At 46.3% G+C, this 17,982-nt stretch carries 13 protein-coding genes; 4 read left to right on the forward strand and 9 right to left on the reverse strand.

The annotated features are described in order from the left end of the window. Nucleotides 1-95 precede the first annotated feature (95 nt). The 3 genes from zapG (at nucleotide 96) to degS (ending at nucleotide 3,399) form a co-directional block, all read left to right on the forward strand. Nucleotides 96-539 carry a Z-ring associated protein ZapG gene (gene zapG, locus OH463_RS07110; protein ID WP_005447760.1) on the forward strand — a complete coding sequence of 148 codons (444 nt, stop codon included), beginning with the start codon at nucleotides 96-98 and terminating at the stop codon, nucleotides 537-539. Nucleotides 540-757: 218 nt separating this feature from the next. Further along, nucleotides 758-2,125, forward strand: a complete 1,368-nt coding sequence (locus tag OH463_RS07115; RefSeq protein WP_005447751.1) for a Do family serine endopeptidase — start codon at nucleotides 758-760, stop codon at nucleotides 2,123-2,125. Between the two features lie 206 nt (nucleotides 2,126-2,331). After that, nucleotides 2,332-3,399 carry an outer membrane-stress sensor serine endopeptidase DegS gene (gene degS / locus OH463_RS07120; RefSeq protein ID WP_009697598.1) on the forward strand — a complete coding sequence of 356 codons (1,068 nt, stop codon included), beginning with the start codon at nucleotides 2,332-2,334 and terminating at the stop codon, nucleotides 3,397-3,399. A gap of 38 nt (nucleotides 3,400-3,437) precedes the next feature. Here degS and parC read toward each other — a convergent pair whose 3' ends face one another. The 6 genes from parC to nudF form a co-directional block, all read right to left on the reverse strand. Then, nucleotides 3,438-5,726, reverse strand: coding sequence for a DNA topoisomerase IV subunit A (gene parC, locus OH463_RS07125; RefSeq protein ID WP_005447746.1), 2,289 nt, complete (start codon nucleotides 5,724-5,726; stop codon nucleotides 3,438-3,440). 3 nt (nucleotides 5,727-5,729) lie between these two features. Further along, on the reverse strand, nucleotides 5,730-7,610 hold the full coding sequence (gene parE, locus OH463_RS07130; RefSeq protein WP_005447744.1) for a DNA topoisomerase IV subunit B: 1,881 nt from the start codon (nucleotides 7,608-7,610) through the stop codon (nucleotides 5,730-5,732). A 254-nt stretch (nucleotides 7,611-7,864) separates the two neighbouring features. Beyond that, a complete protein-coding gene (gene yqiA, locus OH463_RS07135) occupies nucleotides 7,865-8,449 on the reverse strand; it encodes an esterase YqiA (RefSeq protein ID WP_222325820.1) in 585 nt (194 codons plus the stop codon). Between the two features lie 54 nt (nucleotides 8,450-8,503). Further along, complete coding sequence (cpdA, locus tag OH463_RS07140; RefSeq protein ID WP_009697596.1) at nucleotides 8,504-9,310, reverse strand: 3',5'-cyclic-AMP phosphodiesterase; 807 nt, start codon at nucleotides 9,308-9,310, stop codon at nucleotides 8,504-8,506. A 61-nt stretch (nucleotides 9,311-9,371) separates the two neighbouring features. After that, a complete protein-coding gene (locus tag OH463_RS07145) occupies nucleotides 9,372-9,815 on the reverse strand; it encodes a DUF1249 family protein (protein ID WP_005395930.1) in 444 nt (147 codons plus the stop codon). After that, nucleotides 9,815-10,465 (reverse strand): ADP-ribose diphosphatase, encoded by a 651-nt coding sequence (nudF, locus tag OH463_RS07150; RefSeq protein ID WP_005450390.1) that lies wholly within the window; start codon nucleotides 10,463-10,465, stop codon nucleotides 9,815-9,817. The genes OH463_RS07145 and nudF overlap by 1 nt, the downstream gene beginning before the upstream one ends. Nucleotides 10,466-10,694: 229 nt before the next feature. Between nudF and tolC the strand changes: the two genes are divergently transcribed. Beyond that, entirely contained in the window at nucleotides 10,695-12,017 is a 1,323-nt protein-coding gene (gene tolC / locus OH463_RS07155) for an outer membrane channel protein TolC (protein ID WP_005450392.1), read from the forward strand. Nucleotides 12,018-12,223: 206 nt separating this feature from the next. Here the strand turns inward: tolC and hldE are convergent, their stop codons facing one another. The 3 genes from hldE to OH463_RS07170 all read right to left on the reverse strand — a co-directional run bounded on the left by hldE (nucleotide 12,224) and on the right by OH463_RS07170 (nucleotide 17,952). Continuing rightward, nucleotides 12,224-13,654, reverse strand: coding sequence for a bifunctional D-glycero-beta-D-manno-heptose-7-phosphate kinase/D-glycero-beta-D-manno-heptose 1-phosphate adenylyltransferase HldE (gene hldE / locus OH463_RS07160; RefSeq protein WP_005450394.1), 1,431 nt, complete (start codon nucleotides 13,652-13,654; stop codon nucleotides 12,224-12,226). Between the two features lie 77 nt (nucleotides 13,655-13,731). Next, nucleotides 13,732-16,575 (reverse strand): bifunctional [glutamate--ammonia ligase]-adenylyl-L-tyrosine phosphorylase/[glutamate--ammonia-ligase] adenylyltransferase, encoded by a 2,844-nt coding sequence (gene glnE / locus OH463_RS07165; protein WP_269990932.1) that lies wholly within the window; start codon nucleotides 16,573-16,575, stop codon nucleotides 13,732-13,734. A 120-nt stretch (nucleotides 16,576-16,695) separates the two neighbouring features. After that, complete coding sequence (locus OH463_RS07170) at nucleotides 16,696-17,952, reverse strand: methyl-accepting chemotaxis protein (protein ID WP_005450397.1); 1,257 nt, start codon at nucleotides 17,950-17,952, stop codon at nucleotides 16,696-16,698. Nucleotides 17,953-17,982 lie beyond the last annotated feature (30 nt).

A 17,982-nucleotide genomic window follows, 5' to 3' on the forward strand; every position in this document is an offset into this window, starting at 1 on the left:
TTTCTTTATCGGCTGTTCAAGCCATAGTAACATGGACAAGCACCGCGTGTAACTAAGTAGTAAAAGACTTGTTAAAACAACTATAAGGAGCAGTTATGCCTTGGATTTATGCCATTGTGGGTTTGCTGGTCGGTACAATCGTAGGCGTAGTCATTAGTAGACTAACCACCCCCGAATACAAAAAACAAAAGTCTGTGCAAAAAGAGCTGGAAGCAGCTAAATTTGAACTAGAGCAACAACGTCAAGAGCTCGTCGATCACTTTGCACAAACTGCAGAAATGCTGGACACCTTAGGTAAAGATTATACCAAGCTATACCAGCACATGGCGAAGACGTCTTCTGAACTTCTGCCAAACTTGCCTGAGCAAGACAATCCATTCGATAAGAAGACTGCAATGTCATCTGATAAAGTCGAAGAGGATCAATCAGACGTCAATGAACAACCAAAAGACTATGCCAACGGCGCAACTGGTCTTTTAAAAGATCAGGAAAAAGAAATCATCGACGCACCTGAAGCAGTCACAGCGAAAGCGTCTTAATCCCCTTATCCTGCCTAATTGGGTCAATACATTCACATTTCTTATCAATTTGTATTGACCCTTGTTGAACTTTTCTTAAGCAACTCATCTCTAACAACTTGTGTGCTGCCGCCACGTTTTGATTGTCCGAATTCGTCCCTATATTAATTACTATCAATAAGAGACAAAGCATTCGGATATTTCTTTTTTGGCAGACCCGTTTCAAGAGGAGTTATTGGATGAAAAAACCATTGCTTGCGTTAACCGTTCTATCTTTAAGCTTGGGTTCAATCATCACCCCAGTCACCGCAACAGCGGCGCTTCCACTCAGTGTGGATGGGGAGCAGTTACCTAGTCTTGCCCCAATGCTCGAAAAAGTAACCCCTGCGGTTGTGAGTATTGCGGTCGAAGGCAAACAAGTTCAAACCAGTCGTATTCCAGAGCAGTTTCAGTTCTTCTTTGGTCCTGATTTCCCGACAGAACAAACTCGTGAGCGTCCGTTCCGAGGTTTAGGTTCTGGTGTCATTATTGACGCTAAGAAAGGTCAAATCGTAACGAACTATCACGTTATCAAAGGCGCTGATGACATTCGTGTCCGTCTATATGATGGTAGAGAGTACGATGCAGAACTCGTCGGCGGAGACGAGATGTCAGACATTGCCTTGCTTAAGCTCGAAAAAGCAAAAGACCTGACACAAATTAAAGTCGCGGATTCAGACAAACTACGCGTAGGTGATTTTACCGTAGCCATTGGTAACCCGTTTGGTCTAGGTCAGACAGTGACATCCGGCATCGTTTCTGCACTGGGTCGAAGCGGCTTAAATGTCGAAAACTTTGAAAACTTCATTCAAACCGATGCAGCAATTAACAGTGGTAACTCCGGTGGCGCTTTGGTTAATCTCAATGGTGAACTGATCGGCATCAACACCGCCATTCTTGGTCCAAACGGAGGCAACGTCGGTATTGGCTTTGCAATTCCGTCCAACATGATGAAGAACCTAACTGATCAAATCTTGGAGTTTGGTGAAGTAAAACGCGGCATGCTTGGTGTTCAAGGTGGTGAAGTCACTTCTGAGTTGGCAGAAGCTCTGGGCTATGAATCAAGTAAAGGTGCCTTTGTTAGTCAAGTGGTTCCGGACAGTGCCGCTGACAAGGCTGGTCTAAAAGCTGGTGATGTCATCGTTTCGATTAATGGCAAAGCGATTGATACGTTCGCCGAGCTTCGTGCGAAAGTCGCAACCTTAGGGGCTGGTAAAAAAGTCACGCTTGGCGTTGTCCGAGACGGTAAGAAGAAGAGCTTTGATGTGACCTTGGGAGAATCAACCAATGTCAAAGCGAAGGCTGAGACTCTACATGAAGGGCTCAAAGGCGCTGAGCTTAGCAATACGACACCAAGTGATTCTATCCAAGGTGTGAAGGTAACGAGCGTTGCTGAGAACTCGCCAGCAGCACAATATCAGTTGGCAGAAGGCGACATTATCATTGGTGTAAACCGTAAACGCGTGAAGAACTTAGCGGAGTTACGTGCGATTGTAGAGAAGCATCAAGGTGTACTCGCGATCAACGTTCAACGCGGCGATCGAACGGTTTACCTCGTTATCCGCTAATCGTGTTGAGTTAACAGCAATCACGTAAGCTAAAGTAAACGTGCGTTAACCACATCGATATTCGTGATAACGCTCGAACACTTTACCTCGTATGTCATGGTTTTATAAAAGGGTAAGACGATTACGTCTTGCCCTTTTGTTATTTTTCAATGTAATGCTATCCTTCAGTTTTCTATGCCAATTGGGCGCTCAATCATGGAGAGGTTATGCTTAGCTTTTTGTTACGTTCTGTCTTTTTAGGCTTAGCAACTGCCATCATCGTATTACTCGCCGTTCCATCTTTGCGCAGCAATGTTATTCCTACAGCACTCAGCGATCCGCAGCCGAGCAATATCGCCTCGCTCGAAGTCTCTTTTAACCAAGCGGTAAGAAAGGCAGCGCCTGCGGTTGTGAATATCTATAGTCGCAAGTATGTTGAAAACGACCGAAGCAAGCTTTCAACTCAGGGCTTGGGATCTGGTGTGATTGTTAGCGAGAAAGGCTACATCATTACTAACTACCATGTCGTCGCTCAAGCAGACCAAATAGTAGTCGCACTGCAAGATGGTCGTGTTGCTGCAGCTCAGTTGGTCGGTACGGATAAGCGTACAGATATCGCGATTTTACGCGTTGAAGGCTCTAATTTACCTGTCATCCCACTGAATCCTGATTACAAGCCTCAGGTTGGTGACGTGGTACTGGCTATCGGAAACCCATACAACTTAGGTCAAACCACGACGTTTGGCATCATCTCAGCAACAGGACGCTCATCGATCAGCGATGGTCGTCAAGCCTTCATTCAAACCGATGCGGCAATCAACGAAGGTAACTCTGGCGGCGCTTTGGTCAACACTCAAGGTGAACTGGTAGGCATTAATACGGCTTCATTCCAACAGGCGACAGACCTTGAGACCTACGGTATCTCTTTTGCGATTCCGGCTCCTCTGGCGAATAAGATCATGCAAAAGATCATTGCTGATGGTCGCGTGATCCGTGGCTACATTGGTATTGACGGACAGGATATCAATGCGGTTACTGCCCGCTTACTAGGTAACCAGCACATTGGCGGTATTGTCGTCCTAGGCATTGATCCAAATGGACCTGCAAGTGCGGCTGGCTTTGAAAAGCAGGACATTATTATCAGCATTAACGGAACCAAGGTGCAAGGTCGTCAAAGTGTGATGGATATTGTTACTGACTTGCGTCCAGGCACCAGCGTTGATGTTGGTATTATCCGCAAGGGTAAAGAAATGAATTTGAAAGTAACCATCGCCGAAGACAAACAAGAAGCATAAAAAAATCCCAGCCATTGGCTGGGATTTTTGTTTGTGCGTTATTCGCTATCGCTCGGCTCTTCTGAAACCTCTGAGCTTCCACCCATTTCAATTTCAATTCGAGTTACGCGCTGCAAACCTCGCGGTAGCAAGCTGCCTCGACGTCCGCGTTCACCACGGAAGTTCTCAAGATCAGCAGGTTTCAAACCTAACTTTCGCTTACCTGCATAAAGTGTAAGAGACGCACCTTGTGGCAGAGCCATCAAGTGAGAAAGCACCTCTTCACGTTCTTTCGCCTTCGCTGCTGGGATGTTGATGATCTTGTTACCCTTACCTTTCGCTAATTGCGGTAGGTCTTTGATTGGGAACAACAGCATACGACCTTGATTCGTAATGGCTAGAATTTCATCTGAATCCAAGTCTGCAATCGTCTTTGGTGTCATCACCTCAGAGTTTGCAGGTAGAGTCACCAATGCTTTACCGCTGCGGTTCTTAGATAGCAAATCTGAGCCTTTACATACAAAGCCGTAACCAGCATCAGAACCCACCAACCATAGCTGATCTTCTTCACCCATGATCACTTGGCGAATATTGCTGCCTGCGGTGATATTCAAACGACCTGTAATTGGCTCGCCTTGACTTCTTGCAGACGGTAATGAATGCGACTCAAGTGAGTAGCTTCGACCATCACTGCCAAAGAACACCGCTTGCTGGTTACTCTTACCACGCGCATGTGCTAAGTATTGGTCACCAGACTTGTAGCTCAAGCCCTCAGCATCCACATCATGACCTTTCGCGTGACGAATCCAACCTTTCTCAGAAAGCACAACCGTGATTGGCTCACTTGGTACTAGGTCACGCTCAGTCAGTGCTTTTGCTTCTGCACGTTCAACCATTGGAGAACGGCGGTCATCACCATATTTCTCTGCATCTGCTTTGATTTCTTTCTTCAGTAGAGTGTTCAGACGACGCTCAGAGCCTAGTAGCTGTTCTAGCTTCTCACGTTCTTTCTCTAGCTCGTCTTGCTCACCACGGATCTTCATCTCTTCTAGTTTTGCTAGATGACGAAGTTTGGTATCTAGAATTGCATCCGCTTGGATATCGGTAATGCCAAAGCGTTCCATCAGCACTGCTTTTGGATCGTCTTCAGTACGAATGATCTCAATCACTTCATCTAGGTTTAGGTAAGCAACCAACAAACCTTCCAAGATGTGTAGACGAGCCATTACTTTGTCTAGGCGATGTTGTAGACGGCGACGTACAGTCGTACGACGGAACTCGATCCACTCAGACAGAATTTGTACCAGACCTTTAACTTGAGGACGGTTATCCAAACCAATCATGTTCAAGTTAACGCGGTAGCTGCGCTCAAGATCCGTAGAAGCGAACAAGTGGTTCATCAACAGATCGCAATCAACGCGGTTTGACTTCGGAACCACAACGATACGCGTCGGGTTCTCGTGATCCGATTCATCACGAAGATCGTCAACCATTGGCAGCTTCTTAGCACGCATTTGGTTAGCAATTTGCTCAAGTAATTTTGCACCTGATACTTGGTGTGGCAAAGAAGTGATTACGATATCTGAACCTTCTTTGTGCCATACCGCGCGCATCTTGATGCTGCCACGACCGTTGCGGTAAATCTTCTCAATATCTGCTTGTGGCGAGATGATTTCCGCTTCTGTTGGGTAATCCGGACCTTTAACGAACTGCATCACATCTGGCAGTTCCGCCTTCGGGTTGTCGATCAAATGAATGGTCGCATCCGCCACTTCACGAACGTTGTGAGGTGGAATATCCGTCGCCATACCAACCGCGATACCGGTTACACCGTTTAGCAGAATATGAGGCAGACGTGCTGGCAACATTTGTGGCTCTTTCATCGTGCCATCAAAGTTAGGTTGCCATTCAACTGTGCCCTGACCTAATTCGCCTAACAGTACTTCGGCAAACTTAGACAGTTTTGCTTCGGTATAACGCATTGCTGCGAATGATTTCGGGTCATCTGGCGCACCCCAGTTACCTTGACCGTCAACCAATGGGTAACGGTAAGAGAATGGCTGCGCCATCAATACCATCGCTTCGTAACATGCAGAGTCACCGTGCGGGTGGTATTTACCCAACACGTCACCAACGGTACGTGCGGATTTTTTGTATTTTGCTGATGCCGAAAGACCAAGCTCCGACATTGCGTAAATGATGCGTCGTTGAACCGGTTTCAGACCATCGCCAATGTATGGCAATGCGCGGTCCATGATCACGTACATCGAGTAGTTCAGATAAGCGTCTTCGGTGAACTTGCGCATTGGCAACTGTTCAACGCCATCGTAAGTAATTTCTGTAGACATCCGTTAAACCTCTGCCATATCGCCGTTGTTTTGCAGCCAAGAACGACGATCATCTGCTCGTTTCTTACCAAGCAGCATGTCCATCATTTCCATGGTCGCCGCCGAGTCATCGATGGTTAGCTGAACCAAGCGACGCGTGTTTGGATCCATGGTCGTTTCGCGCAACTGAAGTGGGTTCATCTCACCCAGACCTTTGAATCGTTGCACGTTGATTTTGGCTTTCTTCTTAGACAAGCGCTCTAATACACCATCTTTTTCGTCATCGTCTAAGGCATAGAATACTTCTTTGCCACAGTCGATACGGTATAGAGGCGGCATCGCGACGTAGATATGACCAGCTTCAACCAGCGCACGGAAGTGACGAGTGAACAGCGCACATAACAGCGTTGCGATGTGCAAACCGTCCGAGTCCGCATCGGCAAGGATACAGATTTTACCGTAACGAAGGCTGTCTAGGTTGTCGCTGTCTGGGTCAATGCCCAGAGCAACTGAGATATCATGCACTTCTTGAGATGCAAGCACTTGGTCTGCAGAGACTTCCCACGTGTTTAGGATCTTACCGCGCAATGGCATTACCGCTTGGAACTCACGATCACGTGCTTGTTTAGCAGAACCGCCCGCCGAGTCACCCTCCACGAAGAAGATTTCGGTGCGGTTGAGATCTTGCACAGAACAGTCTGTCAGTTTGCCTGGTAGAGCAGGACCTGATGCAACCTTCTTACGCACAACCTTTTTACTAGCACGCATACGGCGGTGGGCATTCGCTATACACACTTCCGCTAACTGCTCAGCCAGTTGTGGCTTTTCGTTCAACCATAGGCTGAATGCATCTTTTACTACACCAGAGACAAAGGCAGCCGTTTGACGAGAAGACAAACGCTCTTTGGTTTGACCGGCAAATTGCGGGTCTTGGATCTTAACTGATAGGACGTAAGAACAGCGGTCGAAAACGTCATCACCAGTTAGCTTCACACCACGAGGTAACAAGTTGCGGAATTCACAGAACTCACGCATCGCATCAAGCAAACCTTGGCGTAGACCGTTAACGTGTGTACCACCTTGAGCGGTAGGGATAAGGTTCACGTAACTTTCCGTGATCATCTCGCCGCCTTCCGGCTGCCAGATTACCGCCCAGTTTGCCGCTTCAGTTTCTGCTGAGAACTCACCAGTAAATGGTTCTTCAGGTAGAACTGGATAACCTTTCACACCTTCCGCTAGATAGTCTTTAAGACCATCTTCGTAGTGCCATTTGTAGTCTTTGTTGTTTACTTTATCGGTAAACGTAATCTCTAGACCCGGGCAAAGTACTGCTTTCGCACGTAGGTTGTTCACCAGACGCGTAACAGAGAAGTTTGCGGAATCAAAGTACTTTGCATCTGGCCAGAAATGCACGCTGGTACCACGGTTACGACGACCGCATGTACCTGTGACAGTGAGGTCAGAAACCTTGTCACCATGCTCGAAAGCAATCTCATAAATTTGACCGTCACGACGAACCGTCACTTCAACACGCTTTGATAGCGCGTTTACTACAGAGATACCTACACCATGCAAACCACCAGAGAATTGATAGTTCTTGTTGGAGAATTTACCACCCGCATGAAGCTTACATAGGATCAGCTCAACGCCTGATACCTTTTCTTCTGGGTGTATATCAACAGGCATGCCTCGACCATCATCGATCACTTCTAGTGATTGGTCAGCATGTAGGATGACTTGTACTTTTGAGGCATGTCCGGCAAGCGCTTCATCGACACTGTTATCGATAACTTCTTGGCCCAAGTGGTTTGGGCGCGCTGTATCCGTATACATCCCTGGTCGGCGACGTACTGGCTCTAAGCCATTCAGTACTTCAATGGCACCAGCATTATATTGTTCAGTCATAATACGGAATTGTTCTCAAAGTTTACTTGTAACCCGAGCCTCGCATTCACGCGAGCTGTACTCGAGAAACGAAAAAGCTACCCCGTCTGCACATTTATCTAAAGATAAAGAAGATGCATAACAAAGTAGTCAGGGCTTAAATACCCTTAAGATCTTTTTGGCAAAACATAGTCGGAAAGCATATCGACTATGTCAAGAAACAGTTGGATATATCAATAAAAACTATGAGCCTATTCCAATCCGTCTCTTTAGTATTACAGTTTTAAGAATTCAATGATTTGAGCAGGATAACGCTCAAAGCCTACAAAACTGTGATCACCGCCCTCTTCTACCGTTTGCGTCGCGTGTGCGAACTTTTCTACGGCTTGGCGATAGTCTAAAACCTCATCTTCGGTTTGTTGTAAAAGCCAAAAGGATTGAGGCGACGCGATGCTTTGTACATCAAGAGCTTTTAGCTCGTCAATATGACAAGCTTCAAGTGTATAGGTTTCATGCGTGTAGGGGTTAGTTTGCTCCCCTAAATAGTCCACCAGCAACTCATACGGCTTTACCGCGGGGTTAACAACCACTGCTCTAAAACCAAACTTATCGTTGAGCCAAGTAGACATGTATCCACCCAATGAGCTACCCACCAAGCCGATGTTGTAGTCATCTTTGTATTGCTCAATGATATCGAGCAAGCATTGTGCAGCAAGTTGAGGGAAGCATGGTAACTGAGGCACGATGACTTTTATATCTGGACGCTGCTGCTCACAATACTCTTTCATCAAGTTCGCTTTCATCGAAAGCGGTGAGCTGTTAAAACCGTGAATATAAAGCAGCAAAGAAGATTGGCTCATGGTTGCCTCATGTAAAAAAGTAAGCCCGAACATAAAGTTCGGGCATGGTAATGATTAGTAACCGCTTGAGGTAAAATCTGGCTGGAATTGACCATCTGGTAAACGGTTAACCTGTGTCGAGATGTCACCGTTACTATGTAGTTCTAATTCCCGCCAGCCTGGAGACTGTGTATCTAATGCAAAGTCATCAGAGTTCGGCTTGAATTGTACACACGTTGAAGGCGTTGCCATCACACGAATACCTTTGTGAATAATGTTCATATCCTGATGAACATGACCACAGAGAATACCCTTCACATTGTCAAATCGGTCTACGACCTGCCAAAACGCCTCTGCGTCTTTCAGCGTGTGTTGATCTAGCCAAGCACTGCCCACTAAAAGTGGATGATGATGCAAAAGCACCAACGTATGTCGCTGCGGATTTTCTGCGAGCTTTTCTTCAAGCAAAGTCAGTTGTTGATCGCTTAATCGCCCATGAGGAACGCCAACCACTTGTGAATCCAGCAGAATTACCTGCCAATGGTCACCCAGCTTTAGGTGTTCAACAGCTTGAATTTGAGGGGATGGTAGCACACTACCCATGTTTGGCTTGTAGTCGTGGTTGCCCGGAAGCCAAAAACAATCTTTTTTCAGCGGCGAGATACCCTCAGCAAAACGCTGATATGACTCTGCACTATGATCTTGTGAAATGTCGCCTGTAGCCAAGATGTATTCAAATGGCACTTGACGATGAAGAATCTCTTTTACCACGGCTGCAAAGCTGTCGGCGGTTCTTACGCTCAGCAAACTGCCCTCATCTGCCTCAAACAGATGAGTATCCGTGATTTGTAATAGCTTTATGCTGTCACTAGATGGTTGCAAAATGAAAACCTGATTCGTCCACTATATAGTTTTTTGTTATTTTTCCTTAGTGACGTGACAATCAATTGAAGGCAAGCGGCGTTCTACTAATGCCACTTCGTAAACAGAATGTCAGCCATTCACCAAGAAACGTATTAAGTTGATGCTTTTCATCTTTCTGCATCAACTGGTCGTTGGGATAATCATATTTAGCTTTAATGCGAGAAAACTCTCCGCTTGAGCATACTTCAGCTACTCTCGCATCGTGATAAAGCCTGACAGACATCGTCGGTAAAGGAAACACTGGTGTTTCATCACTCTGACATATCTCAACAACTGTGGTGTATTTTGTGATTTCATTCACGGTCAGTTGATAAACCATATTCGCCGCCTGATAACAGCGTACGTCACCAACTTCGGCAGAGGCAGGCAGCAAAGCGTTCAACTTCGCATAGTTGGTCTCATAAGTTCTCATAAGACCTGCTAAGTCGACATGGTATCTTTGCTTTTCAGCTACTTGCGCCATTACTTACTCTCCACCATAGGGGATTTACCCCATTGTGATGTCAATTCTTGATGATTTAACTGCAACCATTGAAGCGCAATGATTGAAGCACCATTTTCAAATTTGCCATCTTTCACCCACTGATACGCAGTTTCACGGCTCATTACATGGACTCGAATATCTTCATTCTCATAGTCTAAACCATGAATGCCATGCGCTTTAGATGCATCGACTTCACCAATGAACACATCAAGCTTCTCTGAGCAGCCGCCCGAAGAGGGATAATAAGAGGTAACCGAAGCAACACGTCCTACTTGAATGCCCGCTTCCTCTTCTGCTTCTCGACGAATCACAGCTTCTGCTGATTCATCTCGATCAATCATGCCAGCAACAATTTCGAACTGCCATGGGTGCGAATGCTCTAATGCTCCAACGCGGATCTGTTCGATGATCACGACTTGGTCAGTCACGGGGTCATACGGGAGCATGGCTGCAGCATGACCACGTTCGAACATTTCTCGTTCGACAATCCCACTCCAGCCACCGGCGAATAATCTATGCTTAAAACGGTATTTCACCATTTTAAAGAAGCCTTTAAATACGGTTTCTTTTGAGATTATTTCCACATCTTGGGGAGTAAAATCATTCTGTTGCTTGTCACACTGTTGCATTCAACACCTCTCTGAGTGAATCTTGTAGTTTACTCATTGTTATTCGCTTGCTCAAAGGACTTGGCTCAACTTTTTGTACAATAGTTATAAATTATTTTAAGCAATTCTCATTTATTTATTGCACAACTGGATAATTACGTGTAAAAAAGTGCAAAGTTTCGAGTAAATATCGTCCAAATTGAGTTAAACTACTGAGAATTAACCAATCTATAGACCGCGGGAATAGAAAATGAAAAAACTGCTTCCACTATTTATCAGTGCAGCGCTAGGCAGTATGAGTACATCTGCATGGGCAGACTCTCTTGCTGAAATCTATGACTTAGCAAAACAAAATGATCCTCAATTGCTCAGTGTAGCAGCGCAGCGTGATCAAGCTTTTGAAGCAATCAACTCTAGCCGCAGTGCCCTACTACCACAGATCAACTTGACAGCAGGCTACGACATCACTCGTGGCGACAGAGATCTAGATGCAGGCGGAAAAACGTCTACTGACGAAAATGTACTGTCAGCAGGTGTTGGTTTTACACAAGAGCTATACAACCGTGCATCTTGGATCACGCTTGATACCGCAGAGAAAACAGCTCGTCGTGCCGACGCAAACTATGCCGCAACACAACAAGGTTTGATCCTTCGAGTTTCTCAAGCGTACTTCGAAGTGCTACGCGCACAAGACAACCTAGTGTTCGTTCGTGCAGAAAAAGCAGCGGTTGGTCGCCAACTAGAGCAAACTAAACAACGTTTTGAAGTTGGTTTGTCAGCAATCACTGACGTACACGATGCGCAAGCACAATACGATGCTGTACTTGCAGACGAAGTATTGGCGGAAAACTCGCTAATCAACAGCTACGAATCGCTACGTGAGATTACAGGTCAAGAGCACAAGAACCTAAACGTTCTAGATACTGCTCGCTTCTCTGCAAGCCGCTCTTCTGAAGCTGCTGAAACATTGATTGAAGAAGCGAAGACAACCAACCTAAGTCTATTATCTGCACGTATCGGACAAGACATCGCGCGCGATAACATCTCACTAGCAAGCTCCGGTCACCTGCCAACGCTTTCGCTAGACGGTGGCTACAACTACGCAGATACATCTGAAAGTGTTACAGATAACACGACTGACGGTTTCAAAGTCGGTGTTAACTTAGCAGTTCCTCTATACACTGGTGGTCGTACAACGTCTGAAGTGAAACAAGCAGAATACGGCTATGTATCAGCAAGCGAAGAGCTGGAAAAAGAATACCGTAGTGTTGTGAAAGAAGTGCGCGCGCAAAACAACAACATCAACGCTTCTATCGGCGCACTAAAAGCGTACGAACAGTCTGTAGTGTCAGCGCAATCTGCACTAGAAGCGACAGAAGCCGGTTTCGATGTAGGTACTCGTACTATCGTTGACGTATTAGACGCAACTCGCCGTCTATACGATGCAAACAAGAACTTGTCAGACGCACGTTACAACTACATTCTTGCTGGTCTTCAGCTACGCCAAGCGGTAGGTACACTGAGCGAGCAAGATATCCTAGATGTTGATGCAGGCCTTAAGCCAGCAAAATAAATGTCTCATGTATACCCAAGTAACCTCTAGACGCTTAGTTCAGCGAGAATGACTTGGGTATAATTCATAAAACGCCAGTTGAGCTTTCAACTGGCGTTTTTTATTGCGAGCTATTTTGCTAAGCATTGCGTTCCAAAAAACAATTACGATCAAAAAAGGTCGCCCATAGAGCGACCTTTTCTTTAAGAATCGAAAGCAAGGAAGGCTTAGCCTTTACCGCCTTTGATGGCATTGATGATTTCGCTAGTTGAGCAACCATCTTCAAAGTTCAACACGCGGACCTCACCGCCTGCGGCAATCACTTCTTTACCACCAGCGATCTCTTCAGGCTTGTAATCACCACCTTTCACTAACAAGCTTGGTAGTACTTCCGAAATAAGGCGTTGAGGCGTGTCTTCGCTGAAAGGCACAACCCAATCGACAGCACCTAAACCAGCTAACACAGCCATACGACGATCGGTTGGGTTTACTGGACGACCAGGACCTTTTAGACGTTTTACCGAATCATCCGTGTTTACCGCAACAATCAAGCGATCACCGAGTTCTGCGGCGTGGTTTAAGTAAGACACGTGACCAGCGTGTAAGATATCGAAACAACCATTGGTCATCACAACCTTCTCACCTTTCGCTCGTGCTTTCTTCACGGCTTCAATCAGAGCTTGCTCTGAAATCACACCGTAATCTGTATCTTGGCTACCGTGAATGGCTTCTGCCAGCTCAATTTCAGAAAGCGTTGAGGTACCCAATTTACCAACCACAACACCTGCCGCTGCATTGGCTAGAGCACAAGCTTCTTCAAATGATTTGCCTGCGGCAACAGAAGCCGCCAATACAGAGATCACCGTATCGCCCGCACCAGTTACGTCATAGACTTCTTTTGCTTGAGTCGGTAGATGGAATGGTTCCTGACCACGGCGGATCAGCGTCATACCATTTTCACTGCGCGTTACCAATAGAGCTTCAAACTCGAACTCTTCTACTAGTGCTAGCGCTTTTTCTACCAGCTCTTGCTCTGACTTCACCTTACCAACAACATCTTCAAACTCTTTCATGTTTGGTGTCAGTAGCGTTGCACCACGGTAGCGTTCGAAGTCTGCGCCTTTCGGATCGATGAAGACTGGGATATTCGCAGCTCGTGCTTTCTGGATGTAAGCCTGTACATGCTCTAACGAGCCTTTCGCGTAATCAGACATGATCACAGCTTTCACGCTTGGCAAAGCAGTTTCCATACGAGATAACACAGGTTCAGCATCGGTGTTTTCGAACTTGTCTTCAAAATCCAGACGAATCAATTGCTGACCACGGCTCATCACACGTAGCTTAGTGATGGTTGGGTAATCAGGCAGCGCGACGAAATCGCATTTTACTTTTAGCGAGTTCAGCGTTTCAGTCAGAACTTTCGCTGGCTCATCCATCCCCGTTAGACCAACAATGTGAGCGTGACCGCCAAGTGAAGCAATATTCATTGCCACGTTCGCAGCACCACCCGGACGCTCTTCATTATTTTCTACTTTCACAACAGGTACTGGCGCTTCAGGAGAGATACGTCCAGTCGGGCCATACCAGTAACGATCTAGCATGACATCGCCGATGATAAGCACACCAGCGCTGTTGTAATCAGGTAGAATTGGTTTCATTATTGGTCTCCAAAAATTAAATCGTGGTGAGTTTAACACAGCCTTTTTCTAGGCTGAACCTTGTGCACTACTTCTGCTTAGGCAAACCATTGATTCCATGCTTGCTTCACCCACTCTCGCTCCGCAATAAATTTCTCTTCTGCCACATCGGCATCTAAGTTAAGCAAGTTTCGACGATGAATTTCATCGCGCATTGATGTGTATGCGCGTGTCAGTTGCATCGCTTGATCTTCTTCCATGACACCTTGTGCGATTAGAGTTTCAAAAATACGTACATTATCGCACCAGCGAATGAGCTTAGGCTTACTGTGACTGTAGTTGAGCACAAGGTATTGAGCGAGAAATTCAATATCGGTAATGCCGCCGTTATCTTGCTTAAGCATAAAACGACCTGACTTTTTCCCGCCAAGATGGTCACGCATTTTCTCACGCATATCGACCACTTCTTTCTTTAACGAGTCTTGGTCACGCGGTTTACACAACACATCATGGCGAGTGTTATGGAAGGCGATCGCCAAAGGCTCATCACCATAAATCATACGAGCACGCACAAGAGCTTGATGCTCCCACGTCCAGGCATCTTTATGTTGATAATCATCAAATGCATCTGTTGGGCTGACTAATAAGCCTGAAGCGCCAGATGGGCGTAAGCGAGTATCCACTTCATAAAGAATGCCTGATGCTGTACGAGTTGAGAAAATATGGATGATGCGCTGCGCTAAACGAAGATAGAACTGGCGACCATCAATTTCTTTTTTACCATCGGTATAAACGTTAACTGGGCAATCGTGCATGAACACAATATCAAGGTCTGAGTTATAACCTAGTTCCCAACCGCCGACTTTCCCGTAACCAATCACGGCGAAGCCTTTGCCTTCACGATCTTTCACATGCGTTGGCTCGCCATACTTTTCCGACACTTGCAGCCACGCTTGGTTCACTACCGCTTCAACGATCGCTTCCGCTAAATACGTTAAGTGGTCACTCACTTTCATGACGGGCAATACACCAGCAATGTCTGCCGCTGCAATACGTAAGATACAGATTTGCTTAAACTGGCGCAGCGCTTCCATCTGCTGCTCCATATCATCCTCTGGGATGCGGGCAAGGAAATCACGTAGCTCTGTTCGGTAGCTATCAAGTGGAATTGGGTTATACAGATGCTGAGGGTCGATCAACTCATCAAGCAGAATCGGATAACGCGATAGCTGCTCTGAAATCATAGGACTGGCGGTACATAAACGAACCAGTTGTACCAAGGCTGCCGGATGTTCATCCAACAATTCAAGATACGTTGTACGAGTGCAGATGTTGTGCAGCAAGTGCAAAACACGTGGCAAACCGAATTGCGCATCTGGGTGGGCAAATACCGCATCAAAGACTTTAGGCATCAACTTAGTCAGCACTTCACGACCACGCGGTCCAAGTGTTTTCTTTGCCAAGTCCGCTTTGAACTGCATGATGGTTTTTGCTAACTCTTGTGAGTTTTCAGCTTTAATGTCCTCTTGTAGAACGTGTTCAAGCACATCTTGTTTGGTCGCCATGTCCCACAATTCGTGGAAATGACGAGCCACCGCTTCTGTTTCATCTTCTTCGTCATCACCGATTAAGCTTTCAAACACCTTGTGGACATTTGCCATGTGTTGTTGGGTTTGAGCAATGAGCGTATCCCAAGATTCAAAACGCATCGCCGTAGCAAGTTTCAATTGCTCATCTTCACAATCCGGCAAGGTTTGCGTTTGCTTGTCTGCCATGGCTTGCAACAGGTTTTCTAGCTGGCGCAGATATTTATAGGCAGCTTCAAGATTATCAACCTCTGATTGAGTCAGCTGACCTAGCTCACCAATGGCATTCAAAGTTTCTAGTAAACCACGACCACGTAAAGAAGGTTCACGACCACCACGAATTAACTGGAACACTTGAGCGATAAACTCAATCTCGCGAATGCCGCCAGCACCCAGTTTAATGTTGTTACTCAAACCGCGACGGCGCACTTCACTGCTGATCATTGATTTCATGCGGCGCAGGGATTGAATCGCACTGAAGTCGATATAACGGCGGAAAACAAACGGACGCAGCATCTGACGCAACTCTTGATATTGCGGATACATTTCACTGCCCATCACACGCGCTTTGATCATCGCGTAACGCTCCCAATCTCTTCCTTGTTCTTGGTAGTAATCCTCTAGTGCCGCATAGCTCATTACCAACGGACCACTCTCACCAAACGGACGCAAACGCATATCTACACGGTAACAGAAGCCGTCAAAGGTTTGTTGGTCGAGCGCTTTAATGATGCGCTGCCCTAAACGGGTAAAGAATTGCGCATTAGCAATGCTGCGGCGCGCGCCTTGTGTCTCACCGTTTTCTGGATAAGTAAAAATCAGATCGATATCAGAAGAGAAGTTCAGCTCGCCGCCACCAAGTTTACCCATGCCGATGATCAGCATAGGCTGCGCTTCACCTTCGGCATTGGTTGGCGTGCCCCACTCATTACAGCAAATCTTGTATTGCCATTGATAAGTTTCGAAGATCATCGCTTCAGCCAGTTGAGACAAATGACAAAGCGATTCTTCTAACGTCCAAGTATGGGTGAAGTCTTTCCACGCAATGTAAACCATTTCGCGGTTACGGAACTGACGCAGCACACGATGCCCAGCCATCTCATCTTGGCATCCAGCCAATAGCTCTGCTAGACGAGCACGATACGCTTGTTGTCGACTGCTTTCTGCCAGCATGTTTGGCAAGTCTTGCGCGAGTTTCTCATCACGGTGAATCGCTTCGGTAATGAACTTACTTAGACCAGACACAAAACGAAACTGTTCGGCAATCTCGGTAGGCCATTGTTGAAAGTATCCCGCTTGATCAGCATTTTGAACCGCGGAATCCGCGACAGAAATCAGTGACGAAGGCAGCTGCATTTTTCTTCCTTGTTTGAAAAGCACTGTGGTTTGAGAGGTATACACTCTTTTATACCAGAGTTGACATAAATAAAAACGCCCACAAAAGGTTTGTGGGCGTTTTATCAAAGCTTACAGAAACTAGACTTCGAAAGATTTAATCTTCTTATCTAGCTCTTCGGCGTTGCTTTGCATCATCTCAGAGGTTTCCAATAGCTCAGTCACGACCACAACTGAAGCTTCAACAAGCTCACGAACGTTGGTTAAGTTTTGACTCATTTCCTCTGCAACGCTGCTTTGTTGGCCTGACGCCGTTGCGATTTGGAAGTTCATGTCGTTAATCTGCGTCACCTGCCCAACAATGCCGTCCAACTCGCTACCAGCATTTGATACCAGCTCTACCCCTTCTGCTGCTTCAACAACACTTTTCTCCATCAATTCCACTGCTGAGGTGGCACTTGATTGAAGCTGAGTAATCATCTCTTGGATTTCAACAGTTGCTTGCTGAGTGCGTTGTGCAAGGTTACGAACTTCATCTGCAACGACAGCAAAGCCGCGACCAGCTTCACCAGCTCGCGCCGCTTCAATTGCCGCATTCAGTGCAAGCAAGTTAGTTTGCTCAGAAATACCTTGAATGGTGCCAACGACACTGCCAATTGCGTCAACACGCTCTTCTACTTGGTTAACAGCACTTGCCGAAGACGCGATATCGGAAGACAGTTCACTCATCTTAGAGACCGTTTTCTGCAAGAACTGCTGACCAGTCACGGCTTGCGTTGATGCCTGCTCGGTCAATGAAGATGCCGTCTGCGCATGATCCGCAACCGTTTGAACTGTCGATGACATCTCACTCATTGCGGTAGCAAGTTGATCGATCTCGTTGAACTCTTCTTGTGCCGACTCTTTCGTTTCCGACATACTCAATGTCATCACTTCGGTCAACGTTGCAAGCTCATCAGATGCGTTGATCTGCATTTGGATGACATCATGCAACTGACGACGGGTTTTCTCTAGCTCACGTGCTACGTCACCGTATTCGTCTTTACAATCCATACCAAATGGCACAGAAAGATTTTTGCTTGCCATTAACTTGATTGCATCGTTCAAGTATTGTGTTTGTCGTAGCATGACACGAGCTGCTGCAAGCAGTAACACCACAAACACCACAATCAACAATGCAGTTTGCCAAGCCACTTGTGTTAAGTAGGCTTCATAGTGCTGTTGGGCAACTTGTTCATTTTGCGTTGCTGCAAGTAATGAGTTGTAGAAGGTACTTGCGTCCCACAATTGCTTTGCCACAATCAAGATGGTGCTGAATACCATCAACATGACCATTTTCGGAACGAGCTTGATGTCGGATATCACCCTTTCCCACGGCTTAAATGCCAGCTTTTCCATTGTCAGTTCTCCACCGAGTCTTATATAGTC

This window comes from Vibrio sp. NFR (assembly GCF_027587095.1).
Lineage (GTDB): Bacteria > Pseudomonadota > Gammaproteobacteria > Enterobacterales > Vibrionaceae > Vibrio > Vibrio harveyi.

Bases quoted from the DNA above. Each gene is read 5' to 3' on its own strand.
- zapG (WP_005447760.1), top strand. From the start codon at position 96: ATGCCTTGGATTTATGCCATTGTGGGTTTGCTGGTCGGTACAATCGTA.
- OH463_RS07115 (WP_005447751.1), top strand. From the start codon at position 758: ATGAAAAAACCATTGCTTGCGTTAACCGTTCTATCTTTAAGCTTGGGT.
- degS (WP_009697598.1), top strand. From the start codon at position 2,332: ATGCTTAGCTTTTTGTTACGTTCTGTCTTTTTAGGCTTAGCAACTGCC.
- parC (WP_005447746.1), bottom strand. From the start codon at position 5,726: ATGTCTACAGAAATTACTTACGATGGCGTTGAACAGTTGCCAATGCGC.
- parE (WP_005447744.1), bottom strand. From the start codon at position 7,610: ATGACTGAACAATATAATGCTGGTGCCATTGAAGTACTGAATGGCTTA.
- yqiA (WP_222325820.1), bottom strand. From the start codon at position 8,449: ATGAGCCAATCTTCTTTGCTGCTTTATATTCACGGTTTTAACAGCTCA.
- OH463_RS07145 (WP_005395930.1), bottom strand. From the start codon at position 9,815: ATGGCGCAAGTAGCTGAAAAGCAAAGATACCATGTCGACTTAGCAGGT.
- nudF (WP_005450390.1), bottom strand. From the start codon at position 10,465: ATGCAACAGTGTGACAAGCAACAGAATGATTTTACTCCCCAAGATGTG.
- tolC (WP_005450392.1), top strand. From the start codon at position 10,695: ATGAAAAAACTGCTTCCACTATTTATCAGTGCAGCGCTAGGCAGTATG.
- hldE (WP_005450394.1), bottom strand. From the start codon at position 13,654: ATGAAACCAATTCTACCTGATTACAACAGCGCTGGTGTGCTTATCATC.
- glnE (WP_269990932.1), bottom strand. From the start codon at position 16,575: ATGCAGCTGCCTTCGTCACTGATTTCTGTCGCGGATTCCGCGGTTCAA.
- OH463_RS07170 (WP_005450397.1), bottom strand. From the start codon at position 17,952: ATGGAAAAGCTGGCATTTAAGCCGTGGGAAAGGGTGATATCCGACATC.